The organism is Nocardia sp. NPDC049737 (genome assembly GCF_040674755.1).
GTDB lineage: Bacteria > Actinomycetota > Actinomycetes > Mycobacteriales > Mycobacteriaceae > Nocardia.
Genome location: NZ_JBFANH010000042.1, coordinates 31,503 through 57,362, shown reverse-complemented (window position 1 = coordinate 57,362; position 25,860 = coordinate 31,503). Strand labels below are relative to the sequence as shown.

26 protein-coding genes and 1 pseudogene are annotated in these 25,860 nt (G+C 62.8%); 22 read left to right on the top strand and 5 right to left on the bottom strand.

Going from position 1 to position 25,860, the window contains the following annotated elements:
- The first annotated feature begins 348 nt into the window (after positions 1-348).
- Complete coding sequence (locus AB0J47_RS37580; RefSeq protein ID WP_364357782.1) at positions 349-1,131, top strand: pentapeptide repeat-containing protein; 783 nt, start codon at positions 349-351, stop codon at positions 1,129-1,131.
- 154 nt (positions 1,132-1,285) lie between these two features.
- On the opposite strand, the gene AB0J47_RS37575 is transcribed toward AB0J47_RS37580, so the two are convergent.
- The 3 genes from AB0J47_RS37575 to AB0J47_RS37565 all read right to left on the bottom strand — a co-directional run bounded on the left by AB0J47_RS37575 (position 1,286) and on the right by AB0J47_RS37565 (position 4,114).
- Positions 1,286-1,954: a hypothetical protein gene (locus tag AB0J47_RS37575; RefSeq protein ID WP_364357779.1), complete on the bottom strand. Its 669-nt coding sequence runs from the start codon at positions 1,952-1,954 to the stop codon at positions 1,286-1,288.
- Between the two features lie 3 nt (positions 1,955-1,957).
- Positions 1,958-2,185, bottom strand: coding sequence for a hypothetical protein (locus AB0J47_RS37570; RefSeq protein ID WP_364357776.1), 228 nt, complete (start codon positions 2,183-2,185; stop codon positions 1,958-1,960).
- A 279-nt stretch (positions 2,186-2,464) separates the two neighbouring features.
- Entirely contained in the window at positions 2,465-4,114 is a 1,650-nt protein-coding gene (locus tag AB0J47_RS37565) for a TerD family protein (RefSeq protein WP_364357773.1), read from the bottom strand.
- A gap of 664 nt (positions 4,115-4,778) precedes the next feature.
- Here AB0J47_RS37565 and AB0J47_RS37560 point away from each other — a divergent pair.
- Both AB0J47_RS37560 and AB0J47_RS37555 read left to right on the top strand, forming a co-directional pair.
- Positions 4,779-5,879: a hypothetical protein gene (locus tag AB0J47_RS37560; RefSeq protein WP_364357770.1), complete on the top strand. Its 1,101-nt coding sequence runs from the start codon at positions 4,779-4,781 to the stop codon at positions 5,877-5,879.
- Positions 5,880-5,925: 46 nt separating this feature from the next.
- Positions 5,926-7,023, top strand: coding sequence for a hypothetical protein (locus AB0J47_RS37555; protein WP_364357767.1), 1,098 nt, complete (start codon positions 5,926-5,928; stop codon positions 7,021-7,023).
- 223 nt (positions 7,024-7,246) lie between these two features.
- On the opposite strand, the gene AB0J47_RS37550 is transcribed toward AB0J47_RS37555, so the two are convergent.
- Positions 7,247-7,459, bottom strand: a complete 213-nt coding sequence (locus tag AB0J47_RS37550) for a hypothetical protein (protein WP_364357764.1) — start codon at positions 7,457-7,459, stop codon at positions 7,247-7,249.
- A 159-nt stretch (positions 7,460-7,618) separates the two neighbouring features.
- Here AB0J47_RS37550 and AB0J47_RS37545 point away from each other — a divergent pair, with 159 nt between their 5' ends.
- From AB0J47_RS37545 to AB0J47_RS37485, 13 genes and pseudogenes are all read left to right on the top strand, one after another.
- Complete coding sequence (locus tag AB0J47_RS37545; protein WP_364357761.1) at positions 7,619-7,966, top strand: type VII secretion target; 348 nt, start codon at positions 7,619-7,621, stop codon at positions 7,964-7,966.
- Positions 7,963-8,265 carry a WXG100 family type VII secretion target gene (locus AB0J47_RS37540; protein ID WP_364357758.1) on the top strand — a complete coding sequence of 101 codons (303 nt, stop codon included), beginning with the start codon at positions 7,963-7,965 and terminating at the stop codon, positions 8,263-8,265. Before AB0J47_RS37545 ends, AB0J47_RS37540 begins: the two co-directional genes overlap by 4 nt.
- A 3-nt stretch (positions 8,266-8,268) precedes the next feature.
- Entirely contained in the window at positions 8,269-9,573 is a 1,305-nt protein-coding gene (locus tag AB0J47_RS37535; protein WP_364357755.1) for a hypothetical protein, read from the top strand.
- Positions 9,570-9,911, top strand: coding sequence for a HEAT repeat domain-containing protein (locus AB0J47_RS37530; protein WP_364357752.1), 342 nt, complete (start codon positions 9,570-9,572; stop codon positions 9,909-9,911). The genes AB0J47_RS37535 and AB0J47_RS37530 overlap by 4 nt, the downstream gene beginning before the upstream one ends.
- A gap of 1,313 nt (positions 9,912-11,224) precedes the next feature.
- Complete coding sequence (locus AB0J47_RS37525) at positions 11,225-11,806, top strand: hypothetical protein (protein WP_364357749.1); 582 nt, start codon at positions 11,225-11,227, stop codon at positions 11,804-11,806.
- A gap of 623 nt (positions 11,807-12,429) precedes the next feature.
- Positions 12,430-12,768, top strand: coding sequence for a hypothetical protein (locus tag AB0J47_RS37520; protein WP_364357746.1), 339 nt, complete (start codon positions 12,430-12,432; stop codon positions 12,766-12,768).
- Positions 12,769-12,935: 167 nt separating this feature from the next.
- Positions 12,936-13,126, top strand: a pseudogene (locus AB0J47_RS37515) (nucleotidyl transferase AbiEii/AbiGii toxin family protein); the annotation flags it as partial.
- A 198-nt stretch (positions 13,127-13,324) separates the two neighbouring features.
- Positions 13,325-14,494 carry a hypothetical protein gene (locus tag AB0J47_RS37510; RefSeq protein ID WP_364357743.1) on the top strand — a complete coding sequence of 390 codons (1,170 nt, stop codon included), beginning with the start codon at positions 13,325-13,327 and terminating at the stop codon, positions 14,492-14,494.
- Positions 14,495-14,596: 102 nt separating this feature from the next.
- Positions 14,597-15,148 (top strand): tetratricopeptide repeat protein, encoded by a 552-nt coding sequence (locus tag AB0J47_RS37505; protein ID WP_364357740.1) that lies wholly within the window; start codon positions 14,597-14,599, stop codon positions 15,146-15,148.
- Between the two features lie 806 nt (positions 15,149-15,954).
- On the top strand, positions 15,955-16,293 hold the full coding sequence (locus AB0J47_RS37500; RefSeq protein ID WP_364357737.1) for a hypothetical protein: 339 nt from the start codon (positions 15,955-15,957) through the stop codon (positions 16,291-16,293).
- Between the two features lie 307 nt (positions 16,294-16,600).
- On the top strand, positions 16,601-16,999 hold the full coding sequence (locus AB0J47_RS37495; protein ID WP_364357734.1) for a hypothetical protein: 399 nt from the start codon (positions 16,601-16,603) through the stop codon (positions 16,997-16,999).
- A gap of 5 nt (positions 17,000-17,004) precedes the next feature.
- Positions 17,005-17,676, top strand: coding sequence for a TetR family transcriptional regulator (locus AB0J47_RS37490; RefSeq protein ID WP_364357731.1), 672 nt, complete (start codon positions 17,005-17,007; stop codon positions 17,674-17,676).
- Positions 17,677-18,443: 767 nt separating this feature from the next.
- Positions 18,444-19,103, top strand: a complete 660-nt coding sequence (locus tag AB0J47_RS37485) for a hypothetical protein (protein ID WP_364357728.1) — start codon at positions 18,444-18,446, stop codon at positions 19,101-19,103.
- A gap of 283 nt (positions 19,104-19,386) precedes the next feature.
- Here the strand turns inward: AB0J47_RS37485 and AB0J47_RS37480 are convergent, their stop codons facing one another.
- Positions 19,387-20,286, bottom strand: a complete 900-nt coding sequence (locus tag AB0J47_RS37480) for a LysR family transcriptional regulator (RefSeq protein WP_364357725.1) — start codon at positions 20,284-20,286, stop codon at positions 19,387-19,389.
- Positions 20,287-20,491: 205 nt separating this feature from the next.
- Here AB0J47_RS37480 and AB0J47_RS37475 point away from each other — a divergent pair, with 205 nt between their 5' ends.
- The 6 genes from AB0J47_RS37475 to AB0J47_RS37450 are packed head-to-tail and all read left to right on the top strand — an operon-like array spanning position 20,492 to position 25,859.
- Positions 20,492-21,685 (top strand): acyl-CoA dehydrogenase family protein, encoded by a 1,194-nt coding sequence (locus AB0J47_RS37475; RefSeq protein WP_364357722.1) that lies wholly within the window; start codon positions 20,492-20,494, stop codon positions 21,683-21,685.
- An 8-nt stretch (positions 21,686-21,693) separates the two neighbouring features.
- Positions 21,694-22,227 (top strand): flavin reductase family protein, encoded by a 534-nt coding sequence (locus AB0J47_RS37470; protein ID WP_364357719.1) that lies wholly within the window; start codon positions 21,694-21,696, stop codon positions 22,225-22,227.
- Between the two features lie 46 nt (positions 22,228-22,273).
- The gene (locus AB0J47_RS37465) at positions 22,274-22,462 is read left to right on the top strand and encodes a ferredoxin (RefSeq protein ID WP_364357716.1); all 189 of its coding nucleotides are present in this window, start codon (positions 22,274-22,276) and stop codon (positions 22,460-22,462) included.
- Complete coding sequence (locus tag AB0J47_RS37460) at positions 22,459-23,643, top strand: cytochrome P450 (protein ID WP_364357713.1); 1,185 nt, start codon at positions 22,459-22,461, stop codon at positions 23,641-23,643. Before AB0J47_RS37465 ends, AB0J47_RS37460 begins: the two co-directional genes overlap by 4 nt.
- A 13-nt stretch (positions 23,644-23,656) precedes the next feature.
- Positions 23,657-25,048: an MmgE/PrpD family protein gene (locus AB0J47_RS37455; protein ID WP_364357709.1), complete on the top strand. Its 1,392-nt coding sequence runs from the start codon at positions 23,657-23,659 to the stop codon at positions 25,046-25,048.
- Complete coding sequence (locus AB0J47_RS37450; RefSeq protein WP_364357706.1) at positions 25,041-25,859, top strand: mesaconyl-C4 CoA hydratase; 819 nt, start codon at positions 25,041-25,043, stop codon at positions 25,857-25,859. Before AB0J47_RS37455 ends, AB0J47_RS37450 begins: the two co-directional genes overlap by 8 nt.
- Position 25,860 lies beyond the last annotated feature (1 nt).

The window sequence follows — 25,860 nt, the reverse complement described above, 5'->3', positions numbered from 1 at the left end:
CTGAAGGATCACGCGGTGGCCACCCAATTCCTGGTTACGACACACCCTGCGCTGCAAGGGCGTTCAGGTCGTACACCATCTTCCTGGACTCAACCTCAATGCGCCTCCAGTTCTCACTGTAGGTGGAAGATGGGCGACGTGAGCTCTCCGCAGAACCGGCAAGCCCCACGGCGCAAGATCCCTATTCGCACAACACGATTGAGAAACCCTCGTCCTGCACGCCGTCGGCCACCGGCAAGAACGTTGATGCGGCCTCGACCGATCGCGAAGCGACCGCGGCGCGTCGCGAGTGTCAAGCCGAAGCAGCTGAGCCGCTTCAGCCGTGCGAGGACACGCACACTCGCCGTGTTGACCTGGGACGGTTGGCTGAAACTCGGTGCGATCGCAGCAGCGGTCGGTGTTCTTGGGGGCCTTTGGTTTACAGCTCACTCGTTCGAGTTTGCTGGCAAACAGGTCGAGATCGCTAACAAACAGGCCGGGGTCGCAGAACAGACCGAGATCACAACAAGGTTTTCGAAAGCGGTCGAGCAACTGGGCAGCCAGACCGTAGATGTTCGACTCGGCGGCATTTACTCGCTCGAACGTCTGACGCGAGATTCGGATCCAGACCGTTCCACTATCCTTGACGTCCTGGCCTCGTTCGTGCGCAGCCATGCACCAAATGGCAAATCATGCACACGAGAAGAATCCCCAAGGCCAAGCCCCGATGTTCAGGCTGCGCTGACAGTCATTGGCCGCCGAAGCGTTGACACATACCCGCTCGACCTCTCCGGGGCCTGCCTTCGCGGAGCCAGCTTGATGCGTGCCAACCTTCGACTGACTTGGTTCTATCTGACGGACCTGACCGATGCCCAGTTGGTGGCAGCGGATCTGCAAGACACCACCTTCATCGGATCCGACTTGAGCAACACCCACTTGGAAGGCGCGAATCTGGGGCGCGCACGACTCGCCTACTCGAACCTCGATGGCGCCAAGATGGCCGGACTAGGAGTGCGCCGCGGCGAGGATTTCACCAGGCCGACAACCCTGGATGACGCGTACATCGAGGAATGCCACTACGACAAGGACACGGCTTGGCCTAGCGGTTTTCCCCAACCGCCGCAAGGACTTGGGAGCCACAAAACAGGATAATGAGACATCGGATTGCCTGAGGTTCCGCCACTTTCGTGGAGGGCTCTGACGATCAGGATGCCAGTGTGCGAGTGGAGTACTCAGTGCCTGTTAGCCAACTGCTCATTTCCGTTGTCGGGCCAGGTGGCGTGATATGAGCACGACCAGGAATGCCCTATTGCGAGCGCGACGACCCGAAGCAGCCAGGTCGTCCGGGAGTGGAACACGGTCTGAACGATGCTGTCGAGTGATGGCTGCCGTCGACGACTGCGGCCATGTAGCGGTCGATGTCCTCGATCGCGGGCAGGCCACTGGCACGGATCGCCAGCGGGGCATCGGCGCACACTTCAGGGCGTGCGCAGACCTGATTGAGAGTTGCCACCACCGAGTCCGCCACGGCCAGCCAGGTGTGTAGGAATCGCAGCTGCCGGTAGAGGCGGTAGCTGCTGGTGGCCTGTGGCAGGAACAGTTCCCGGCCGTCCCAGCCGATGGATCTCGTTGCGCGAGCAGCCATTGCATCGAGGCTGCGGCGGTGAGCGCCCCGGTCGTAGCTGCTGCGGGCAAGGTCGGCCGTGACCGGCGCCAACGCCGCGTGGGAGGGTCGGAGCGCTGTCAGGCGTTGCCAGGTGCGGTGCAGGTCACGCCGTAGCCGCACAGGCAGCTCGAAGATCACCAGCACGTCGGCAGGGATCTTGCGCCGCGCCTGCTTACCTGCGGTCGGCGCATTCTGGAACGTGCCCCACACGCGCCGCTGCAGCGACCAACCGGGCAGCACGCCCAGGCGGACGCCCGGCATCGGGTGCTGGTCGTCGATGTACAGCTCGAAGACCCAAGATCGCGCCACGCGTCATCGGTCTCTCGGGTGTGCGGCCTCGCATTGGGTGAATAGCTCCGCCATCGCTGCCAACGGGTGTTGCCATTTGGCGGTTGCTTCGTCCATGCGGCTGAGGGCCGCGCCTGCTGCGGGCGTGGGCGAATCCCCGACACGGCGCACCCACGGCCACAGATCCTGCTCGAAAACGGCCATCAACTGCGTCGCCTCGTCGATGATTTCGGTGGCGATCGCTCGGGCCATCAGCTGTGCGATGTTGGCGTCGGACGTGATCCGGCGGCCTTCGACGGATTCCTCGAAGTCCAGGGCGTCGTCGCTGCCCTGAAGGCGAACGCAGCAGCCCAGCCTACCTTGACTTGCTGCTGCGAATCACCCGCGTTCTCGACCTTGGCTTGCTTGTCGCAGCCATCGGCGTCCTTGGCTTGCTTGTCGCAGCCATCGGCGTCACCGGTAACGCGGTCGAGCTTGATCCTGCTCTACCTGGCACGCCGGTGTTGTGCAGAGCGTGGTGGTTGCGTCTGATCAGATTCGCGCGCCTTTTTCGAGATTGCATCTGCGGCAGAGGATCTGGAGATTTCCGACGCTAGTCGCGCCGCCTCGACTCAACGGTATGACGTGATCGAACTCGAGGTAGTGGCTATCGCCGCATTGGCAACACTTGCCGCCATCTCTTTGCCAGACTTCGGCTTTTATGTTTGGCGGTATCGAGCGGGTGTCCCGTTGCCCTGGAGCGAGTACGAGTCGCTTCGCTATCCGTAATGCCCCTTCGAGCACGGCCGCAACATATTCAGGGTCTGGGACGCTGTATGTTCCACCGCCGCGGGCCGTAGTCGCGGAGATAATGATATTCCCGTACTCGCTCGCTATCGAAACAATTTTCGCCCATGGAAGCTCGGTACCTGCTCCTGCCCCGACGAATCGGAACTTCTTGCTACTGCCGATAATCCTGCCGCTGTTGTGCCGCGGCCCACTTGCCGTGTATTTGATCTGTACTGCGTTGACGTCGATGTACGGTGTTTCGTCAGCTTCCAAATGTAGGTCCGATCGTTGTACGCGGGGCAGCTCGCCAGCGCGAACCTGGGTGAGCGATCGGCCACGGAGCATGCGTTGTCGAAGTTCGTTGACACGCGATTGGGCGACGCCCAGATCGACAGCCAATTGAAGATCAGTTACCGCTTGCTGAAAGCTGTCTAACTCGTGTTGCTCGATTTCGTCATCGGCGAAGGCGAAGGCGACCATCCGCTCCAGATAGCCGATTGCGAGTGGCCGCAATGCTTCCCGACCGCTTGTTTCGTGGATCCGCTGGAAGCGGAGGGCGATCCATAGCTCGTTCCATCCTGTGCCGCGCGGACCAGAGGTGGTCAGCACCTGCCACGCTTGGGACCGCCACATTTCCATGAATCCGTTCACGTCGGACTCACACCAGCGACACGGTGGTGGGGTACCGAAACGCGGCACTCGTTTCGCTCGGCCGCAGCGCTCGCAGATGGCCGGATCTACTGGAAACACCTGCCTGATTTCGTCGGTCCAGGTTGCACCGTTCCACCAGCGAAGACGATTCGAATCGATGGAGTCCGGATACCATGCGGGCTCCATATGCGGTGGGTATTCTTGCGGCGCAGCGTAGTTGGGCTCAAGAGCGGATGGTCCCACCGGAGGCGGGGTGGCGGGCGGGTCGTCGACCTCGACGCCGAACTCCTCAGCTAGTCCACGTAGCCCACTTGCCCATCCCTGGCCGACCGCCCGGAATTTCCATGCCCCGTTTCGTCGGTAGAATTCGCCGAGCACTATCGCTGTCACAGCATCGGGCTGGTCGACCTCGAACAAGATCGGTATGCTGTTCGTGCCCTGGACAGTCAGCGTGAGATCGGAAACATCTCGGAACGATCCCCGGTCGACCGATCCAGAAATGACGATTCGCGAAATGATGCCTTCGACATTAGTCAGGGAGACAGTGAGTTTTGCGCGCCCCACCGCTGACTCGTCCAGCGATACGGCGCCAGTCGGATGTTTCGCAGCGTTGTAGAATACGAAGTCATCGTTCGTCCGAATCTTTCCAGTTTCGGTCAGCAGCAGCGCTTGGGGGTCAACCTCGCACTGGGACCCCCATTCGAGTGTCACGGTCACGGTCGACGCGGTAACTGGAGCGTTTCCGCCACGTACGAGCTTCACGTTGTGCACACCGTTCCCACCGGGCCCGCTGTTACGCGCTGCAGCGGCGTGTCTGCTTTGCTGAAGGAGCCTCGCGTGTCGTCGCCCCTTCCGGGTGCGTGTGGGCAATCGGCGGCGCACACATCGGCTACCTAGAATGCGTTTACCAGACGCGGCCCCCCACTGCGACACACTGGTCCTAGACGTGACTTTTCGCTGATACAAACGGATCTCGGCCGCGACAGCCGCGTCGTAGTCCGGCGACCAACGACGTCGGAGTTTACCGGCGCGGCCAGCGCCCCTTGAGTGAGTCCTGCGTTGGATACGGGGATCGTCGAGCCGTGTGTAGCGTCGCCATGCGCGCCGCCCATTCGGTTTGGTCCGGTCCGAGTGCTTCGAGGCTGGCCAGCTTGCGAAACAGTGCTGTTCACTGTGGTCGGCGAAGTCGAGGAGTTCGACCGCCACGCCCCAGCCGTCGGCGCCGCGGCTGAGCGGATGGCGACCGGTGGGGTCGAACCAGAAGCGATTATGGGCACGGTGACCGCGTCGATGGTCAGGTCTGCAGGCACGAGATACAGGTATATGCCGGGCACGTTATACGCAGCCGCGACGGTTCGTTCGGTCGAAACCCCAGGAGTCGTCGGTGCGTTCTGTGATACTGGCCAGACCGAAAATGCTTGGGAGTGTGGTGAACACGGACGACGAGCCCGACAACGGCCAGTTCGTATTGGAGTGGGCGGAATCTGTTGCGCTCGCGACGATGCAGATCACGATGATGCAGGCCGATCTGGCGGCAACCCGGGACGAGGACGAGATCTCGGCGAAGCGGGTGGTTCGTGACGAGGCGGTAGCACGGTTGTGTACGAAGTTGTCGTCTGTCGAAAGTTCCACCGCCAAGACACAATTCGTATCGGAACTTGTCACCGAGATCGAGTCGAATGGCATCGCTCCCGTTGCGCAGCGAGTAGCCGATCTCGGTCGGCGGGCACCGCGAAGTATCGGTTCCCGCCCCCGGTCGCTGCTGGTGCTGGTCGATCTCGTGCTCTTCGATCCCTGGCCCGCCAAGCGCAAGTGGAATGCATCGGCTCGTCAGGAAATACTGCGGGTATTGACCGCGGGTTTTCCTGATGCGAGGGAATCAGACCTCGACGCGATGCTCGCCGAGCAGAAGGCACTCATCCGTCGGCTCCGCCGCAAGAACGTCCGTTGGGGTCGGGTAGCGGCGGCGGGTGTGCTCGGTCTTGGTGTCGGAGTTGCGACCGCTGGCTGGGCCGCGCCATTGATCGGCACCGCAATCGGCACGGCGGCAGGACTTTCCGGCGCGGCGGCCACCTCGGCTGGGTTGGCTACCCTCGGTGGCGGAGCGATCGCGGCGGGCGGCTTCGGTGTTGCCGGTGGTACGGCATTGGTCACCGGTGTCAGTGGCGTCGTGGTCGCGGGTGCAGCCGCGAGCGGTGCGCGTTGGACTCCGTTGGCCGCCGGACAGGTCGTGGTCGGGGCGATGCGTTTGGATCTGATCAATCGAGTTGTGCTCGCGGAGCAGACCGATCGGGACGAACAGCGTCGACGGGTGGTGCTGGCGCTGCATCAACGGTTGGAAAGCCTTGTCGCGGACCGTGAGTTGCTGATCGCGCGGATCGGGCGCCTCAGCGCCGATAACAAGCGACTCACGGCGGAGAACCGGCGGCTGCGCGACGAACTGCGCCTCGAGCGCGATCAGGTCGAAATGGTGGAGAGTGCAATCGAAGTCGTGCTCAGCCGCATCCCTGAATCGGCTGTGAGTTAAGATGGACGATTCATTTGATCGCAATCTCGATACCATCAGTCGGCGGATGGCCGAGCTCGAGGCCGCCACCGAATCGGCGCTCACCGACGGCGATGTGGTGATTGTTCGCGGCGAGCCGATGCCTGCTTCCTACGCCGAAATGACCGAGATCAACGATCAACTGCGCGCCGAATCCGGTTGGTCCGAAATAGATCTCGACGCCGCTCTCATACCCGGGCAACGTGCACAGTTCGAGAGTTGGCGGGCGCGCCAACGCATCGCCTGGGATCACGATGATCTGCTGGCGGTTGGTGTCACGGGCATCATCGGAGCGCTTGCGGCGTGGTTCGATTCGGCGCTGGATCGTGCCGTCGTCAAATCGATGGAGCCGATTCGACGCACCAAACAGATGCGGGCCTGGGAACGTGCCGGAAAGCGGCTGCCGATCGACTACACCGGGCCGGGATTCGGCGGGCGAGCACATCGTGTCCGCTCTGCCGGACACGATCTTGCCCGGCCGTTCGAGGCGCTGCGGCAGATCCGCACCGGCGAATTCCGTGGGGTGCGTTGGGATCACGGAGAGAAAGAAACGATCTCGAAATCGGGTAAGTTCCGTGAGGTCGAATCCACCCCGGAGGCGTTGGTACTGTGGCTCAAGCATCTCGCCGCAGATCTGGTGACACCGATGAGTCTGCCGCTGCCCGGGTCATCGTTGTTGTACGAGCTCGACAATCGAGATCTGCGTAAGTTCGCGCACGCGGTCTACCTCGGCCCTTCGGCGGGTAATGGGCTCAACATGCGATCCGGGGTCCTGACGCCATCGCTGAGTGTTCTGGCCACCGAAGTCGTCCTGCGAACCCACATCCATGCGAAAGCGTACGTCGTTACTGGCAGCGCCGATCTCGACGAGCGGCGTCAAAGGCTGCGTGCTGAACTTCTCCTCGCCGCGCACGCATTGGCGGGCGCCGCGGCGGCGGGCAAGACGCTGACCCGGTTCGTCACACTGGATGACAAACAACGCTGGACAGCGTTGCGTCACATGAATATTCCACTGGCACTGCGGATCGGTTGCCTAGCTGTCGAGAACGCGCGCGCGACGCGAGCCCGTCAGCAGTCCAGCGCCGAAGGATGGGATGAACTCGAGCGAATGCTGGCCGCAGACTAGCAAAAGGCAGCGCTCCAAGCGGCATGTCATCGAGCTTCATGATTTGTGGGCTGGGCCGATATTTCGGCACGACGTGAGCGTCCGCGACTTCAAGTGGTTGTCGTGAAATTGACCGGGGCACGGGCACGTAACGAGCCAAACGCCGCGGTCGAATACCACGACAATGCAGCCGGTGCCGCTCATCGATGTTGCTGGTCGTCGGTTCTCACCGGGTGGGTCGGATCTACTGGTGACCGTGGATATCGAGTCTGGGACGGGGTGTGAGTTCTCCGATGCGCGCCAGTGACAGATCGCAGCGATCGAAGAAGCGCAGGACATCCAGCAACGTCTCCACCACCAGTCGACCCCCAACCCAGTAGCGAGATAGCGTTGCGTCGGTTTCTGCGGCTCGCCGGACCAGCACCGGATTGTGCGTGGCGCAAATCGCGATCGGCAACGCTATCTTCCCGAACCAGAGCCACGATCGCGGCGGTGTGCTGATCGGTGTACAGACTGTCCACCCTGGGCGCATTCCGCGCTGAATACATATGTCCGTGCGGGCATGGCGGCGAGCAGCCTCGACGGTCTGACCGAAAGATAGGTAGTATTCGGCGGCATGAGCGACGGGGGTACGCCAGCTTCGGGACAGAACCTCTCGGTGGTACCCGAGAAAGTGCGCGAAGTGGGGGAGGAAGTATACGAGCTGTCCACCGCGATGCAGACCGCGCTGGGTTCAGCGGCCAGGGACGTCGAGTCGCTGGTCAACGGCACGTGGAAGGGCAACTTGGCCAACGAGTTCGCCGATGGCTGGAACGACATCCGTGACGGCGGTGGCCAGATCATCACCGCGCTGGCCGGGTTGGCTGAAAAGCTCGGGGTCACAGCCTCAACGTATGAAAACCTCGATGGCAGCAACGCGGAAGTGCTCTACAGCGCGAGTACGTCGAGCTTGGACCTGCCATGAGTTCAGAGGAGTTCGAGGTCGACCTGGACCACCTGGATGAGGTCGCGATCCGTCTGTCCGCCCTCGCCAGCGTTATCGCCGAACATCTCGATGCGATCGACGCCAAGGTCGCGACCTTGGCGGGAACGGGTTGGGACGGTGTTGCCGCGCAGGCATATTCGGATGCTCATCGTGAATGGGCAGCCGGGGCAAGAGAATTCGCCGAAGGTGCCCGCGATATCAGCGAGGTGGCGCGCAAGGCACACACCGGCTACACGACCGCGGTCGAGGAAAACTTGAAGATGCTCCGAGGGGGATGAGCGGTGAAGGTCAACTGGCGGACCTACTACGAGGCCGCCAAGCAATGCCACGACCTCGCCGGCGAGCTGCGGCACGCCGATAAACCCGTGCACGACGCGGTCAAAGGCGAGTGCGCAGGTATGGCCGGTGACGCTCCCGGCTGCAAACAGTGGGGCGAGGCGTACGACCGTTACGCCCGGGACACGATGCAGACCTGCACCGACCTGGCCGATGCGCTCACCAATCTCGGCAACATTCTCTACGCCAACGGGTACAAGTACGGGAAGGCCGACAACGCCAACCCTGAAAGCCCGCCTCTGCAACAGGTATCCGAGTACAAGGTCACCATCCCGACCTCGGTTCATGACAACGGCGACGGCGTCAAACACAACGGTGGCGTCGAGGAATTCTTCAACGAACTCACCTCGAAGATCGTTGGCACCTTCGAGAAACTTCCCAACGGCGACGTCGACAAGCTGTCGAAGGCCGCCACCACGTGGAAGACCTTCTCCACCCACGCCACCATCACCGGCGCACCCGCGAAGATCGCCACGATCGCCGCGTTGTTCGACGACATGGACGCCACCGAGAACCGCACGATCATCCAGGAACATTTCGGCACACTGAAATCCAGCGCCGACCTCCTGGTCTCCGCGTCCACCAACGTCGCCGCCCCTGTCGCGGATTATCACAGCTCGACAGTCGAAGTCGGTGACGGTATCAAGACGGCGATGACGACCTTCGCCTGGGCTGTCGGGCTGTTGGTCACCGGCGCCATCGTTGGTGCGATCTTCAGCTTCGGCGGGAGTATCGCTGTCGCCGGCGGTGGTGTCGCCCTCGCGGTCGAGGACACGATCGCGACCCTGCGCGGCCTCTACACGACGAAACGTCTCTTCCAGATCCTCGAGATCACGCTGGCCGCGAGCGTCGCCGTCGGCGTTATCGACGCCTTCGGCAAGGTCCCCGATCTCACCGAGTCCCTCGCCAAGCTCGCGGCGATCATCGCGTTGAAGGTCGCAATCGATGGTGAAGAGAAGAAGCTGACCTTCGAGCCTTCTCCGAAACATGGTCCAGAGCAACGAGGTAACGCTGCGCCGGAGCCGACGCATCCGCAGGAGACACTGGACAAGTCTTTACAGATCAAGCCCACCTCCTCCCGCCGCGTAGGCTTGGACTCCGAAACTGGGGAGTTCGACGTGTTCGATGAGACGTATCCGGAATCGGGGATCTTCCATGGCCACAAACGTGCATGGGACGAGCTGACACAGGAGATGCAGAACGCCTTGATCAAGGCGGGCGTGGTGAACAGGAAGGGCAAGCCGCTGTGAGTACGTACCAAAGCCTCGAACCGATCGGCCGGAACGAGGCGATCGCGATGCTCGATTCGGAGGACAACCTGGCGGTTTCGCAGGCCATACTGCGGTTGGCTCTTCACGACCCTGATGGCGGATGGGTCACCGACCGCGCGCTCGCCCTGCTCGAGAATCCGGACCCCAATGTTCGCTCCGGTGCGGTGACGGCCCTGGGACACATCGCGCGTATTCACAGGGCCATCGACACCGACCGCGTCGTTCCTGCGCTACGCGAACTCGTCAACGACCCGATCATCGGTGGTCGCGTTGAAGACGCATTGGACGACATCACCGTCTTCGGGGGACGGTCCTAGATCCCCAGCGCTGGCTGACAACAAGCAGGTGACCTGGCTGCCGGGTGGGATATAAGCGAGCCAGCGGATATCCGAATTTTGTTCTGCTACCGGCACGGTCACCGGGACCGGCCGTGGCTATCACGTCTTGGGATTCCACGGCGCTCGAGTGCCGACCGAACGGTGGTGTGGGCGACGTTCAACCGGTCGCCAATGCGGTTCAGCGACTCGCCGTGCTGGTAGCTGGTGACGGCGTGGTCGAGTTCGCTGGCGTAGGACGGGTCGTGGATCAGGAACCACTGGCAGATCCGTTCGAACCTTCGCGGCGGGGAAACGTCGTCTGCAGTTGCTCATGCTCTCAACAGGAGGAAACCGCCGCGTGCCATCACTGACCGAGCTTCTGGACCAGCTGGATCTATAAATTGCTAGTAGATTGCCAAAGTCATCAATGGGTCGGCGTGTCGGTCGGCGACATGCCGGAGAGTCTTCGGGAACTCGTGCCGGGTTGCAGGCGGGGTTCATGGTGCAAGCGGCGCCGCCTGTAGGGGCTATGCCCTTTTCGATCCTCGCCCTGCGTGCGGACGTCGTCTGCCATCGCGGTGAACGGCAGACTCTGTGAGGGACGACTCGACCAACGACACGCAAACGTCACGCTTTCAGTGGGAATTGACTGGATTCAACGGGATTTGTTGGGATCTTAATTTTCGGCATCCATGCAGCTCACGGGCACTATTGGGAACTGTCAGGAACTCAGAAACATCGCCTACTCAGAAACGGCAGGTTTCTGGTTCGAGTCCAGATGGGGAGCATAACTACCAGGTCAGGCACGGTCACCGTGCCTGACCTGTTTTAGTCTGCGGGCTGCTACCAAAAATACGCCAAGAATTCCGGGCCAAACTTCCTGAGGCGCTGTCACCGTTTCGCCTGTGGGTATGGCCCGTCGGCCTGTCGCCTCTGGCTCGACGGCCCGGTCGGTTGAACGTCGCAGGTTCGTGCCCTCGGCGGGATCATCCACAGATGCGAACCGTACCGACCAGCATCTTCTTCTTCGTGGAGAGCTGACTATTGAAGCCGAATTTCCATTGCGATAGGCAGTGGGCCTCAGAAGCTCGAACATCGAACAGATCGACTGATAGCGTGAGCTTATGGCCGCTTGCGAGGCGGCCGTGCTCGAATGCTAGCCGGGGTGCGTTCCACTGGTGGTTGTGATCGCGTTCGCACGGTTCGCGTATAGAGCCCGCTGGTGTGCCTGGCGGGGGCTGGAGCTAGTGGGTCGTCTCATGGGTCGACACCAAAGTCTGTAGTTAATCCGTTGCCACGGATAGTATTTGGCCGTGTTGTCTCAATTGCTCGGCACGTTGGGTGGGGTTGTGATCGGCGGTGGGATCACCTTTCTCGCCTCTTACGTCAACGAGCGGTCGAAGTGGAATCGGAGTCAGGCTGCGCGGTGGGATGAGCGTCGATTGCAGGTGTATTCGGAGTTCCTGATCGTCACCAGGGGGATGCACACCTTGGCTGGCCGTTTGGTCAGGATACGAGCGGGCGAGACCGACACGTACGGGATCTCGTTGCAGGAGGGCATTGTTCAGCTCGGTGAGCTCGAGCGTGAGCGCATTCAGCGGTGGCAGGAGGTGCAGTTGCTGGGCAGTCCGAACGCGGTGGCGATAGGGGATGAACTCAACAGGTGCACATGGACTTTGGAATGGTTCGCGTACGGAGAGCTCGCCGGTGATGATGATTGGTTGCTGATTGTTCGAGAGGCTTACCGTCTGCGTAAGGACTTCAGTGTGGCCGCCCGTGAGGATCTCGGTGTCAGCGATACGAGTGTGGCGGTTCCTGTGTGGCGGGATGGGTGGACGCCGCGGGATCACATGATCGTGGTCCGGGGGAGGGCGCAACCGCTCCCGCCGGCCTAGTCGTCGTGCAGTCCGGGTGGAGGATCTCTACGCCAAGGCCATCTTCGGAGGTCGGCTGAGCTGGCATCCTGTTCTTTCGGTGCTCTGAGCTGGGGTGCTCGAGCTGACAGCAACCCCCATGATGCGAACCTGCGACCGGCGACCTGGGGTTTCTCTGATGCGGTGGTCGGGTACTTGATGTGGGTACCCTGCCTGACCTGGTGAAAGGTCAAGGTCGGTGGTGCCCCGGCGGGGCGCGGTATAGATGGGAACAGGACCGACCAGCATCTTCTTGCTGGCCGAGTGGTTATCGAGGTTGATTTCGCCCTGCGCGGCGGCAAGCGCCAGGGGGTCATTGGCGTTGAGACTTCCTAGTGGCGGGTGGGTCGTTGCTGGGGTCGTCCCGTAGACGTGGATCGCCGATCGGCAGGGTTCAGGGACAGCCGGCCAGTAGTATGCATTTCAGTGGTTAATAGCCTACTAAATGCATACTCTCTGGGAGGTGGTGCTGGTGGCTGGGCGTCGCAACACCTTGTTGCCCAGTGAACTCTGGCGGGCACCGCTTCGGACCGTGCGGCCGCAGGACTTGGCTGGCATCTACGCTCAGCCGCGGCCCGAGGGTCGCGCGGCTTGTCGGTCAAGGTGTGCTGCACCGCGTTGCTCACGGCTACTACATCATCGTCCCGCCGGACTTCGTCGGCCGGACCTGGCTGCCTGGGCTCGAGGCAGCCGCCGCAGGTATTGCGTCGTCGATTTACGGGCCGGATCAGGCGATTGTCATGGGTATCAGCGCAGCGCGCATGCTGGGAGCCGTACCTCGTGGGCTGGCGACGGCGGTGATCGCGGTTCCGAACCAACACCGGCCGATCGCACTGACAGACCGCTCGGCGCAGGTTCGTTTCGTCCGTCGTGATACCGACACACTCGACGCTGAGCGCGTCGAAACGCCACTGGGCCCAGCGCTGGTCACTACTCCGGAATAGACCGTACTCGATCTTGCCCGTCGCCCGGAGCTGGGCAATGCCGAGGCGGAGGTTCGTTCGGCGATCGCGACGCTCTACCGCGGTAGAGATTTGTCGAGACTTACACAGCTCGCTGCAGATCACCGTCTGGGCGCGGCACTTCGACGTGTGGAAGGTTGGGTCGGGGCATGAGTTTCGGCGAACGTGACAGTGTCGCAGTGCGATTCGGGGTTCCCCGGAGCAGGTCGAACGCGACCATCTGATCTCCCATCTGCTAGCGGCAATCAGCCGCGGGTTCGGTGATCGGGTGCACTTCATTGGCGGAACTGCTCTTGCCCGTACGCATCTGGTGAGTGGCAGGCTAAGTGAAGACATCGATCAATGGGTGCTGTCGATGTTCGAAGTCGCGTGCACTGATGTTCGAAGTGGCTACACGCGGACGGGGTGTGGTGCATGCTCAGCCTGATGCGGATGGCGTTGGCCTGTCGCATTTTTCAAGCATCAACGCTGGTTTCGGTATCGCTGGAGTGGCGTGTGTGGGCGGCGTAGGATCCGGCAGTCAGAACTCAGAACATCGATGGCCGCGCCCGGTATGGTTCCGCAGCAGCCGGTCGACTTCATCACTCGTGCGCCGTTGGGCCGGTTACGCAAGCTGGTGCACCGTTCGCCGGTCGTCGTGGTGGTGACAGGGATGCGGGGTGTCGGTAAAACCGAGCTTGCCGCCGCTTATGCCCGCGAGGTGTTGACCGGTGATGGTGAGGGGTTGGTGGGGTGGGGCAACGCTGAATCCCGGGGTGTGTTGTTGGAAGGGCTGGCAGCGATCGCGCAGCGTCTGGGTGTGGATGACCCCAATGGTGATTCGGAGATCTCGGCGCACCGGTTGCGCGAGTTCTGGACCGGACGCCCGGTGGCGGGATTGCTGGTGCTGGACAATGCCACCGCACCCGATGAGGTCAAAGCGTTTCTACCGGCCGCGACCGGGATCAAGGTGGTGATCACCAGCACCGAACACGCCTTCACCACCCTGGGCGCCGCACTGGATCTCACGGTCTACACCCGCCGTGAATCGCTGCGCTATCTGAAGAAAGCCACCAAGCTCGCCGATACCGACGGTGCGGATCGGGTGGGCAGGGAACTGGGTGATCTGCCCTTGGCGTTGACCCAGGCCGCGGCCACGATCGACCGTCTGGGTATCGACTACGAGACGTATCTGGGGTTGCTTGCCGGATTCGGGGACCAGGCGTTCACCCGGATAGCGGGGCACGAATACCCCTTGCAGGTGCATCGGGCGATCCTACTGTCGATCGCTACCACCGAAGCCTCCAGTGGTGACCCCGCCTTGGATACCGCGGTCCGAGGCGTCCTTGAACTCGTTGCGATGCTTTCGCCTGCGGGTGTGGCCCGCGACCTGCTGCCCGATTATGGCGGGCGCCGCGATGAAGCCGTGGCCCGTTGCGTGCAAGCTAGTTTGCTCACTCGCTCGGTTGATCGGACCGCGGTCGTGATGCACCGGCTCGTCGCCCGCGTCATACGCGACCGCGCCGACAGTGACCAGGCCCGGGCGCGGTTGCTGGGCAATGCCCTCGACGTGATCGAACCCGGCCTGTTCGACCGTGGTCAGGCTTGGCAGCGCCGGATCGAAGGCGCTGGGCTTATCGACCACATCGACGCCATCACCGCCACCGGGCTGACCGGCCTCGACCCCGACAAACACAGCCCGCGTGGTCAATGCACGGATCTGGGCTAGCAATCAGCTGACCGCGGCCGCGGACCTCGCCGAGCGATCGACTACACCCGCCGAACACTCCTCGACGCCGAAACCCACCTCGGTGCCGAGCACCGCCACATTTTGAGTACCCGCCACAACCTCGCCGACGCCTATCGGAGTGCGGGGCGGCCGGGTGAGGCGATCGCCCTGCTCGAGCGGTTACTCCCCGATCGGGAGCGAGTGCTGGGCGCCGAGCACCCCGACACCTTGAGCACCCGCTACAACCTGGCTGGCGCCTATCGGACGGCGGGCCGACCGGGTGAGGCGATCGCCCTGCTCGAGCGGTTGCTCCCCGATCGGGAGCGAGTGCTGGGCGCCGAGCACCCGGGTACCTTGACCACCCGCCACAATCTGGCTGGCGCCTATCGGGCGGTGGGGCGAGCGGACGAGGCGATCACCCTCTACGAACAGGTGCTCCCCGATCGGAAGCGGCTGCTGGGCGCCGAGCACCCCGACACCTTGAGCACCTGCCACAACCTGGCTCGCGCCTATCTGTCGCTAGGGCGCACGGGTGAGGCGATCACCCTCTACGAACAGTTGCTCCCTGTTGTGGAGCGGGTGTTCGACCACGATGCTCAGATTGTTCGCGGGTTGCGCGAGCGACTGGCTGCTGCGGATAATCGGCCGGTCTGAGTAATCGAGGGCTCAAATTCCATTTGTCTAGTTGAGGTGCACCCCAACACCACAGCCCGACCGGCGCGAACAGCGTCAAAATATAGTCAGTTGTCGAGATTCTTGAGCTGGCGATCGACGCTAGCCACAAGGTCCATCAGCAGGTCGAGCGTGAGGCTAGGCTGGACCCGACCAGCACTCCGAGCAACTGATCCACCGAATGTGGTTCCTGCACAACAAACTCAAGCTGACTTTCCGATTCAGCGAACATGGGCACCGGCGGCAGGTGATCGTGATATTCCGTGAGGGCCGGGCTGGCTGTCGCACGGTCTGCGTGAGCAATTCGCAGACTGACCGGATGTCGGAGCGGTGGCCGGTCGCATCATCCAGCCGGCGACGTCACGAGGTGCCGCCAGGGTGTTCACAGCTGCTGATGGTGTGACGTCGCGCCAGGTCTCTACCAGCCGCCGCACCGACCGATGGCTGCCGGTGTAGGCGCGTTCCCGCAGCTCCTCAAGTAGGCGTAGCGCATTCGTGCACCCTGGTCCCAGCGTTGCCGCAGGCAGGGTGTGCTGTCCGACTTCAAGAAGACAGCCATCTCACGCCTCGCGGCGCAGCACGACGAAATCACAAGGCTACGAACCACTTTGGCAGACCGAGGCGACGTTCACCCCTTGCCGCTCCCGCCGGCAAGACACGTCACGCAACGATCAACCCGACAACAACCCCCGCCGAACCGATGATCACCTGATCGCGGCGAACGATAACGACAACAACGAAAATCGTTGCCCTCCAACAGAAAGAGCACCCGAGTGTTCGTTTACCGATTGACCGAACCGATCGACTCCTTCGGCGGACTCATCCCGATGGACGACTGGCTCGTCGGCGACCCCGGCCGGGCAGCCTGGGCGCTGCAAGCCGTTCTCGCTCTCGCCGACGCCGCTGACGCCCCTGGCTGGCAAGGCGACATGCGCCATCTGCCCATGGTCGGAGGCCTGCCTGCTCCGGCCCTGCGTGTCAAACAGGGCAACAACGGAGACTGCTTCGTATTCAGCGCCACCGACGACATCCATCGACTCGATGCGCGTGCACTCTCCGTCGAAGTGGCCAACCGGCCTATCGGAGCGTGGTCGCTCGACGACGACAGTCACGAGCCCCCGTTCTGACTGTCGTTTGGCACCGTTGTGCTCACCACGTTGCCAGTCGTGGGACCACCGACAGCAGGTGATCCACTGAGAGAACATGTTCCAGATACGTTTATTCGGACCGATCATGGCTCCGGAAGCGGAGTGATGAACATTGGCATGGGGCGCGGTGCCGGTTTGATGTCCGGCCCGTTTGCCCAAGCATGCGCTCCCGAACCGGACAGGCCAGCTTTCCCGGCACGGTGTCGCGGCACTCACACTTGAACGTGTTCAACAAACAGCCTAGCCTCGTAGTTGAACACGTTCAAATAAGTGAGGAGCTGGGACAATGAACCTCGTCGTCGCCACATACGCGGCCTACGCGACCATCAGCTTGGTGCTCACGTTCTGGGTGGCACGCACCCTGCACAGCACCGGCGCACGGTTTCTGGTGGATGTCATGAATGGAGACAGCGATCTCGCCGAAGTCGTGAATCATCTGCTGGTCATCGGGTTCTGGCTCGTCAATGCGGGCTTCGTGGCGCTGGCGTTGCGCATCAGCGGCCCAGTCATCGATGCGCGCGCCGCAGTCGAGGAACTCGCCACGAAACTCGGCATGGTTCTGCTGGTGCTCGGCGGTATGCACTTCGCAAACCTGATCGCCCTGAACAAGATCCGCCGCAGCAGGCACCAGGAGAAGCAGGTCACCGTCCCTCCCGTTCCGGTCGCCGCAGCCACGCTAGCCTGAGCCGCATGACCCGCCCCGAGCCCGCGACCGCGCGCGGAGAGGAAACTCGCCAGCAGATCATCGACGCCGCCCTGCGTCTGTTCGAGCAGAACGGCTATACGAAGACCACCATGCGCGCGATCGCGGGCGAAGCCGGCGTCAGCGTCGGCAACGCCTACTACTATTTCACTTCCAAGGAACACCTGGTTCAGGGCTTCTACCAACAGATCCAGACCCTGCACGAACAGCGGGTCGAGCAGACTGCCCGCGGCGACTCTCTCGCCGCCCGGTGGCAGACGATGGAACTGGCCTTCGTCGACGTAGCCGCCCCCTACCACGAGTTCGGCGGTAAGTTCTTCGCCAGCGCCGCCGAGCCCACCAGTCCGCTCAGTCCGTTCAGCGACGAAAGCCGGCCTGCCCGAGAGGCATCCACCGCCATCATGCGCAACCTGGTCATCGGCAACGACGTCAAGGGTGACAAGCGGCTGATGGCCGAGCTGCCGAATCTGCTGTGGCTGGCCCACATGGGCATCGTCCTGTTCTGGGTCCACGATCGCAGCCCCGACCAGGAACGCACCCGACTGCTGGTCCGCCGGATCGCCCCACTCGTCGAACGCGTCGTGGCGCTGTCGAGACTCCGTCCACTTCGTCCCGTCCTGTACCCAGCCCTGGATCTCATCGAGGACCTCGACAACTAGACGTATATGCCGACGGAGGTAGCGGCCCAACGTGGAGGCGCGGTCAGCCCACGTCCAGACCTGGACGCACAACGTATCTCCATGCGCTGGTCGCGCTGTTCAGAGCGGCCACACGGAGGCTGACCGAATGCACTCTAGTAGCCGCATATCGGTCGTTCGGGAACGTTGCGTTCGCCGACCGGCAAAGCGATAACCTGTTTCGCTTGTGCGCTGCTGTTGGTGGTCCCACGAGAGGTTCGCGCTAGCACGAACCCCGCCAGCACATCGGTTTCGAACGCTGCCAGCTCCTCTGGGCTCGCCAGCTCCCGACGTTCACGCAGATCCTGCACCGCCGCCAGGCTCAACCTGACACCCTCACCTTCAGCTCGGACCGCAGAACCTCGGACCGGCCGAATCTACTTCAGAAATCCCGAGATCTGATCAAAATCCGAAAACCGGCTCAGGACACCCGAAACCCCCAGCTCCCATGCCAGACACTCGAGCCGAGACCACAGGAAACTCAGGGGTTATCTCTTAAGCCCTGGACAGTTTGCAGGCCAGCTGGCTGACCGCAAAGCTTGTCAGGGTCCTCCGAACCGGCCTGCCATCGATCATCCGCGAGGCTGTGCGCGACGGCCACGGCGAATTTGGTTGTATTACAGACAAATTCGACAGGTGTGTGTCAATGCCGAGGGAAGGTTCGCTCGGCATTGACGGCGCGGTGCCAGCCTTTCACCGGCGGCGACACACCGACACCCACGATCCCAGCTAGAGTCTAGGCTCCTGGCATGAGCACGGCCCAAACCGAGAAAAGCCGACCGGGGAACCGACGATACCGGTCACTGCTTAGCAGACATCTTCTGCTCGTCTGCACCATCGTGGCCTGCCTTGGGATACTCGTCTCGGCGAGCGAGCCGGCCAGCACCAAGCTGAAGTCGTTGTCGCCGTCGCCGTTGTTGATCCTCGGGGGGACATTCGTGGTGGTTGTGGTGTGGTGCATGGTCATCGTCTACCCGATCCTGGCAGTCCGATCCCGGCGGCTTCGGGTACCTGAGCTCGGCCCCCTGGCTGCTCCCGCACTGATAATCGCGCTCACGCCCATTTTATGGAGCGCAGACCTGCCAATGGCTGTGCGCTGGCACCTCTCGGCGCACGCCTTCGACGATGCGGCACAGCAGGTGAGTGCCGGTGTCGATCCACGGACGTTCGAAGGTGACCGCCTCGGCCTTTATCGCATTCGCGGTGTGGAACGCCTCGACGACGGCATCTACTTCAGGACTGGCCCTATGGCGGCCTATTGCTCGATGGGAAGTGGCTTTGCCAATCTTTCTGGCCACCGGCCCGCATCCCATCACCTCAGCGGCGAATGGTATTGGTTCTGTTTCAACAGTGCGTTCAACAGCGCGGGGGTTACAGTGCCCGACCACCCCATCGGAGAACTGCACTAGCCGGTGATGACCGCACTCAGCTGCGCTACTACAGGGTGCACGAGATGCCTTCCTTCCAAGGCCCGACGCGGGGCTGGACGCAGATACCTGTTCAGTTCAGTTCTAAGCCGCGGCGGCGGCCCGGGCCGAGGTGGCGCGCAGTTGGCAACAGTGTAGGGAACTCGATCTCGGGGTGCCGTTAATGCCCACCACGTCTGAGAAGTTGTTGAGCTGAAACTGACGGCCCGGCAGACCCGCCACGAAGGCGCTGGTGTCCCCACCTCGTCCGAGCGGTTGCGGTGATTCATCGACTTGTGGGGTGCCGCTGACGTTCGGTTTGCTCCGCGACAAACTCCAGGAACCGCCGGGCCGCGCGCCCACTCGGACCATGTGTGCGAGTCACCGCACCGTACTGCCGGAAGACAGCGTGGTCGCGAAACGGGATGGTAGGAGTCGTGGGCGGGTGCCCCGGCTGTGCGGCCGGGATGATGGCTACGCCCATTCCTGCCGCCACGAGTGCCCGGAGGGTGGACAGCTCGGTCACCTCGGTTTCGATTCTGGGGCTGAATCCCGCCTCGCGGCAGAGGCGGTCGGTCACCTGACGCAGGCCGTACCCGACTTTGAGCGCTACCATGGGCTCGTCCATCAGGTCGGCGACCGCGATATCGCCGCGACCCTCGAACGCGTGGCCCGGCGGGACGCCGAGGCCCAGTTCTTCGTGGCCCAGCGGCAGCCAATGCAGATCGTCCGCGGTGGGTTGGGGAGCGACGAAGCCGATATCGATTCGCCCATGGCGGACATCATCGACCACGGCGTCGGATGCACCGCCGCAGAGCTCGAAGGATGTGCGTGGCGCGAGGGCACGATAGCGATCCAGAAGCCGCGGTATCAACCATCCGCCGAATGAATGCAGGAACCCGAGTGAGACCACTCCGCGGTCCGGGTCCACGAGGGTGGCGATTCTCTCTTCTCCCTGGTTGATCTCATCGATAGCGCGGACCGCGTGCGCGCGAAAAATCTCGCCGTACTTATTGAGCCGCAGCCGATTCTGGCTACGGTCGAAGAGTTTCACGCCGAGTTTGCGTTCGAGCCGGGCCAAAGCCCGTGAGAGCGTCGGCTGACTGATGTTCAGTTGGTCGGCCGTAGTTGTCATATTTCCGGTTTCTGTCAAAGTGATGAACCATTCGAGCTCACGCAATTGCATGCCGGGGATGATACGTCGAAAAACGTTGCGGCCGAGAGTCGATTTTTTGGGTCGGTTGCTGCCCGAATGTGACTATGCGCCGGACGCATAGTGTGTGCGAAGTTCCTGGTCTTGTACTCCATCCGGCCGATTACGCATTCTGAAATAGCTGGCCCGTGATGTCGATCACGACAGTTTCTCGCATGATCACCAGGAAAGAGGCACCATGACACAGTCGTCGTTGACCGCCGTCAGGTCCGACATCGGCGCTCCGGACGCGGAGTTGGTTGGCCGCGCAACCAATCTTGTCCCATTGATCCGCGAATACGCCGCGCAGGGCTCCGAGGCTCGCCGAATCGCCCCGGAGGTGGTCAAGGCGATGACCGAGGCCGGCCTGTTCCATCTGCTCGTGGATCGGCGACTCGGCGGGCACGGGGCCAGCATGCGGACGACCGTTGAGGCGGTCGCCGAGGTCGCACGAGGCGACGGTTCCACCGCGTGGATTGCCGCATTGCTCGCCTCCGCCACCGGATTCGCGTCGACCTTCTCCGAAAAGGCCCGGGAGGACATGTTCGGGTCGAATCCGCAGGCGACGTCGTGTGGCATTTTCTCACCGGGTAAGGCGGAGCCGGTCGAGGGCGGTTATCACATCAATGGCCGCTGGCCGTACGCATCCGGTTCCTTCGCGGCCGACTGGGCGACCGTGGGTATTCCCCTCGACGGTGGCAAGGAGGTGGGACTGGCGTTGATTCCCGCCGAGGCCTTCACCATCGAACCGACCTGGTTCGTCACCGGAATGCGGGGCTCGGGTAGCGACACCATTGTGGTGGAGGACCATTTCGTGCCGGAGCATCGGGTACAGCGCTTCCAAGAAATGGCCGAAGGCCGATACCTCACTCCGCACAAAGACGAGCACATGGCATCGATCGGCTTCACCGCTGTCGCCTCGGCCATTCTCGTAGCGGCACAGATCGGTATGGTTCGGCACGCGCTGGAAATCACTCGAGCCAAATTGCCGGAAAAGCCCGTGGCCTACACGAATTTCCCGCATGCGAAGCTGTCGGCCACCCATCAGATTGCCGTGGCTAAGGCAGCCACGAATTTGCACCTCGCGGAAATGACCTTGAATCGGATTTGCCTCGACATCGACCAGGCGGCCGCCGAACGCCGGCGACTCGACCTGGAAACCCGGGCGCGCATCCGGAATGACACCGGCGTGGTCGCCGAGCTGGCCACGCGAGCGATCGACGAGCTGATGAACGCCAATGGCTCGGGTTCGTTCGCCGAGGTCAATGTGCTGAGCCGAATTTGGCGGGACTCCTCGATCGCGGCCCGGCACGCCTACGTCAGCGCCGACATCGGCAGGGAAGCCTACGGTCGGGTGCTGCTGGGCAACGAAGAGCCCACGACGGTTCTGTAAGGACGGCCATGGATACCACAGTGAAAGCCGTCGACACCGAACTGGCCGCAGCTCCCATCGACTACCGGCGCGTTCTCGGCCATGTCCCGACGAGCGTGGCCGTGGTCACCGCGGCCACCAGGTCCGGGCCGGTCGGTATGACGATCGGCTCGTTCACCTCGGTCTCGCTGGATCCGCCGCTGATCGCCTTCTTCATCGACCGCTCCTCCAGGAGCTGGCCGCGCCTGTACGGTGCGAGTCGCTTCGGCGTCAATATCCTCGGGCACAACCAGAGCGAGGTGTGCCGGACGTTCTCGCGACCGAGTGACGACCGCTTCCACGACGTGGGCTGGAGTGAGTCCGTCAACGGCGTGCCATTGCTCGACGAGGCGATCGTCGCCCTGGAGTGCACGCGATTCAAGGTGGACCTGATCGGTGACCATTACCAAGTAGTCGGCCGGGTCGAGACGCTGGAACTGCGTGCCAGCGAACCACCGCTGATCTTCCTGCGCGGTGGGTTCGTCGACTTGAGCGACGGCTCGGACAAATCCCAGCGGAGCTAGCCGAATTATTCGGCATTACGCCGCATCTCAGATGAAGGACCCCGAGATGATCAACGTCAAAGTAGATTTCGGCCGTTGCGATGCCAACGGCACCTGCGCCGCACTGATGCCCGATGTATTCGAGATCGGCGCGGACGGCTCGCTCGCACAATTGAAGACGCGGATCGAGGACGATCGGCAGGAGGAGTTCGACGAGGTCGTGCTGTGCTGCCCGATGGGAGCGATCTCTCGATGACGGAGACACTACTGCCCCGCTTCGATCCGTTCGCTCCGCAGGCCCAGGCACACGAGGGCGGAGCCTTGCCGGACGGCCCACTGGCGCTCGGTCCATCCGGTTACACAGTGCTGACCTACGATCTCGCGACCACGGTCCTGCGCAATACGCGCTTCAAGAACGCCGCGCTCGAACTAATGGAACAGTTCGGAATCACCGACGGACTGGCTCACGAATTCCGTGCCAATAGCGTCATCATGGCGGAGGGTGCGCGTCATTTCCGACTGCGCGCGCCGATGGCGCGGTTCATGGGTCCGCACACTGTGCAGGAAATCCGCGGAATTGTTCGCGAGATCGTCGAGAGCATTGTCGCAGATCTCGACACGAGCGCTCCCATCGATTTCCACACCGGGATCGACCAGCGCATTCCCGCGCGGATCTATTGCTATCTCGCCGGCGCACCCGCGGCGGACGAGCCCTTGGTCGCCAGCCTGTCGGAGCGGACGCTCTCACTGCTGCAACGGGACCGCTCCCTCACCCCCGTGATCGTGAACGCCTACGCCGAACTCTTCACCTATCTGCGTGCTCTCATCGCGCGAAAGCGAGAACAGGCCCTCGGCGAGGACATGCTGTCCTTCCTCATCGGCCAGCAGGAAGCGGGCAAGCTGTCGGAGGATGAACTGCTCAACGAGGCCGCCGCCATGCTCGAGGCGAGCTCGGTCAATACCTCGCATCAAACCGGCCTGGTCGTGTGGACACTGCTGCGTGATCGAGAGACCTGGCGGCGACTCGTCGAGGATCCCGAACTGATTCCTGCCGCCGTGGTCGAGGCCATCAGGTTGTATCCGCGGCCCGGAATCGTGAGCAAGGTGGCGACCGAAGATATCGAGCTGAACGGAACGATCATTCCGGAAGGCTCCGATGTGCATGTGGCGGTCTGGTCCGCGAACCGCGATCAGGCGCGCTTCGAACGTCCCACCGAATTCCGCCTCGACCGGGAATCCAATTCCCCGCTGACATTCAGTACCGGCAGTCACGGCTGCCTCGGTCAAAGCTTGGCCAGGGTCGAAATGGAAGAAGTGGTCAGGTATCTGGCCGACCGGCACCCCGATGCGCTGGTGGTCGACGACGGCACCGAAATCGGACAGAGTGGCGGCCGCTGGCTCGTCAAGGCGCTCACCGTGAACTTGAACCCGGTGTAAGGGGAATATGGTGATGAATGCCGAGTCTTTGACGGAGCGCCTGGCATCCAATTGGGCGAAAATTCAATTCGACGATATTCCGAGTGAAGTCGTCGCTGGTGTCAAGAAGAATATTCTGGACACCCTGGCCGTGGCGATGGCCGGTGCTCACACCGATGAGGCCCGGCGGGTGCGGACCGCGCTCACGGGCGTGCGCGCCGAGTCCGGAAGCCTGGTGTGGGGCACTCCCTTTCGGGTTTCGCCGGCTCATGCCGCGCTCGCGAACGGCACCGCGGCCCATGCGCGCGACTTCGACGACGGGGGTGGGCCGGGCCACGCCGGGTCGACGGTGCTGCCCGCGGCGCTGGCCGTGGCGGAGGCGGCGGGCGGCGACGGGCGGACACTCATCGCGGCGACGATCGCCGGATACGACATCGGCTACCGAGCGTTGCAGGCGATCGGCGGTTTCGCCGCGCATACCGGCCGAGGCTGGCACTCGAGCGGCACCATGGGCAGTTTCGCCGCGGCCGCGGCCGCGGCGAAAACCCTTGGCCTGGATACGGAACGGTTCGCCGACGCGCTCGGAATCGCCGGCTCGTTCACCGGTGGTGTGTGGGCGTTCAAAGACGACGGCGCCATGACCAAACGCATCCATCCCGGCAAAGCGGGGGAGACCGGCGTGGACGCGGCGCTGCTCGCCCAGGCCGGAATTACGGGTCCCCGTAGGGTTTTCGAAGCCGAATGGGGTGGCCTGTATGCCACCTACAACAACGGACAGGGGTTCCCCGAGCAGGCGCTCGCCGACCTGGGCGTGGATTACAACGTGGCCACCGCGTACATCAAGCCCTACGCCTGCTGCCGGGGGTGCCACTCCACGATCGACACGGTTCTGGCGATGATTCGCACGCGCGACGTGAAACCGGCTGATATACACCACATTTCGATCAAAGCCTCGGAGACCGCGGTGAACATGCTGTCGGTCGACCCGATAGAGACCGTCTTCGATGCCCAGTTCAGCCTCGCCTACGCGATGAGTGTCGCACTGTGCAACGGCAGTGTCGGACTGGACCAGTTCGAGCCGCCCCGCATGAACGACCCGCTGGTGGCGGAGACCATCGCGAAGATCTCGATGCATGTCGACTCCGGCATCGAACTGGAGGACGGACCACGTCTGGACGTGGAGTTCACCAGTGGCGAAACGATCACCCTGTTCGCCGGAAACCCGACTACCGCCAAGGGCTCGGCGCTGAACCCGATGTCCCACGAGGAGGTCGTCGCGAAGGCAGAAGCACTGCTGGCGCCGATCGACCCCGAGCTTCCCCGCCGACTCGTGCACGCGGTCGGGAACCTGGAAGACGCTTCCGATCTTTCAGAACTGCTGAGTGCACTCCGAGCAGAAAGACGAGACAACTGCCTTGGTGACTGATCGGAAGTCAGAGACGATCGAGCGAACGGAAATGATCGCGGCCGAGCCGACCGAGTCGCTCGCCGCCATGCTCGACATCGAGATGCCTTGTGCCGCTGATGATCCGGTGCCGCCGCTGTGGCATTGGGCGTATCTGCTGGAGCGCGGTCCACAACGTGAGCTCGGTCCGGACGGTCATCCGGTCACCGGGATACCGGCCCCTCCCGGGCCCGACCGCCGACGGATGTTCGGGGGTGGACGCGTGACGACCTTCGGTCACTTGGTGATCGGCGAGCCCGCTACCAAAGTGACCTCGGTCAAGAGCTCGCTCGACAAGGACGGCCGAACCGGCCCGTTGACCTTGGTCACGGTCCTCCAGGAGATCTTCCAGGGCGGCGAGCTGGTGATTCGCGAGGAGCAGGACATCGTCTACCGCGCGCCCGGATCCGGCACGCTGCCGCCCGCGCCGGCTGCTCCCGCGCCGCCGAGCGGGCCGACGCTCGAGCTGGCCGTGGACGAGCGAACGCTGTTCCGGTTCTCCGCATTGACATACAACGCGCACCGGATTCACTACGACCTCGGGTGGACAGCGCAAGAGGGTTACGACGGGCTGCTCATCCACGGGCCCTTGCTCGCGCTCATGATGGGTGAGCATATGCGGCGCGAGGGAATCGACCTGCGCGGCAAGACATTCGGATACCGCTTCATCTCACCCATGACGAAACCGCAGACCTTCACCGTCGTACCCGGCCCCGAAGGGTTGATCCACGGGGCCGCGGCTCGCAGTGCCGCCGGCGCCGTCTGCGCTGTGAGCACGCTAGCGGAGCTCTGAG

Excerpts from the sequence above, each read along its gene's own strand:
- AB0J47_RS37570 (WP_364357776.1), bottom strand. The coding sequence starts at position 2,185 with ATGGCCCGAGCGATCGCCACCGAAATCATCGACGAGGCGACGCAGTTG.
- AB0J47_RS37555 (WP_364357767.1), top strand. The coding sequence starts at position 5,926 with ATGGCCGAGCTCGAGGCCGCCACCGAATCGGCGCTCACCGACGGCGAT.
- AB0J47_RS37545 (WP_364357761.1), top strand. The coding sequence starts at position 7,619 with ATGAGCGACGGGGGTACGCCAGCTTCGGGACAGAACCTCTCGGTGGTA.
- AB0J47_RS37540 (WP_364357758.1), top strand. The coding sequence starts at position 7,963 with ATGAGTTCAGAGGAGTTCGAGGTCGACCTGGACCACCTGGATGAGGTC.
- AB0J47_RS37510 (WP_364357743.1), top strand. The coding sequence starts at position 13,325 with ATGGCCGCGCCCGGTATGGTTCCGCAGCAGCCGGTCGACTTCATCACT.
- AB0J47_RS37495 (WP_364357734.1), top strand. The coding sequence starts at position 16,601 with ATGAACCTCGTCGTCGCCACATACGCGGCCTACGCGACCATCAGCTTG.
- AB0J47_RS37490 (WP_364357731.1), top strand. The coding sequence starts at position 17,005 with ATGACCCGCCCCGAGCCCGCGACCGCGCGCGGAGAGGAAACTCGCCAG.
- AB0J47_RS37485 (WP_364357728.1), top strand. The coding sequence starts at position 18,444 with ATGAGCACGGCCCAAACCGAGAAAAGCCGACCGGGGAACCGACGATAC.
- AB0J47_RS37480 (WP_364357725.1), bottom strand. The coding sequence starts at position 20,286 with ATGCAATTGCGTGAGCTCGAATGGTTCATCACTTTGACAGAAACCGGA.
- AB0J47_RS37475 (WP_364357722.1), top strand. The coding sequence starts at position 20,492 with ATGACACAGTCGTCGTTGACCGCCGTCAGGTCCGACATCGGCGCTCCG.
- AB0J47_RS37470 (WP_364357719.1), top strand. The coding sequence starts at position 21,694 with ATGGATACCACAGTGAAAGCCGTCGACACCGAACTGGCCGCAGCTCCC.
- AB0J47_RS37465 (WP_364357716.1), top strand. The coding sequence starts at position 22,274 with ATGATCAACGTCAAAGTAGATTTCGGCCGTTGCGATGCCAACGGCACC.
- AB0J47_RS37460 (WP_364357713.1), top strand. The coding sequence starts at position 22,459 with ATGACGGAGACACTACTGCCCCGCTTCGATCCGTTCGCTCCGCAGGCC.
- AB0J47_RS37455 (WP_364357709.1), top strand. The coding sequence starts at position 23,657 with ATGAATGCCGAGTCTTTGACGGAGCGCCTGGCATCCAATTGGGCGAAA.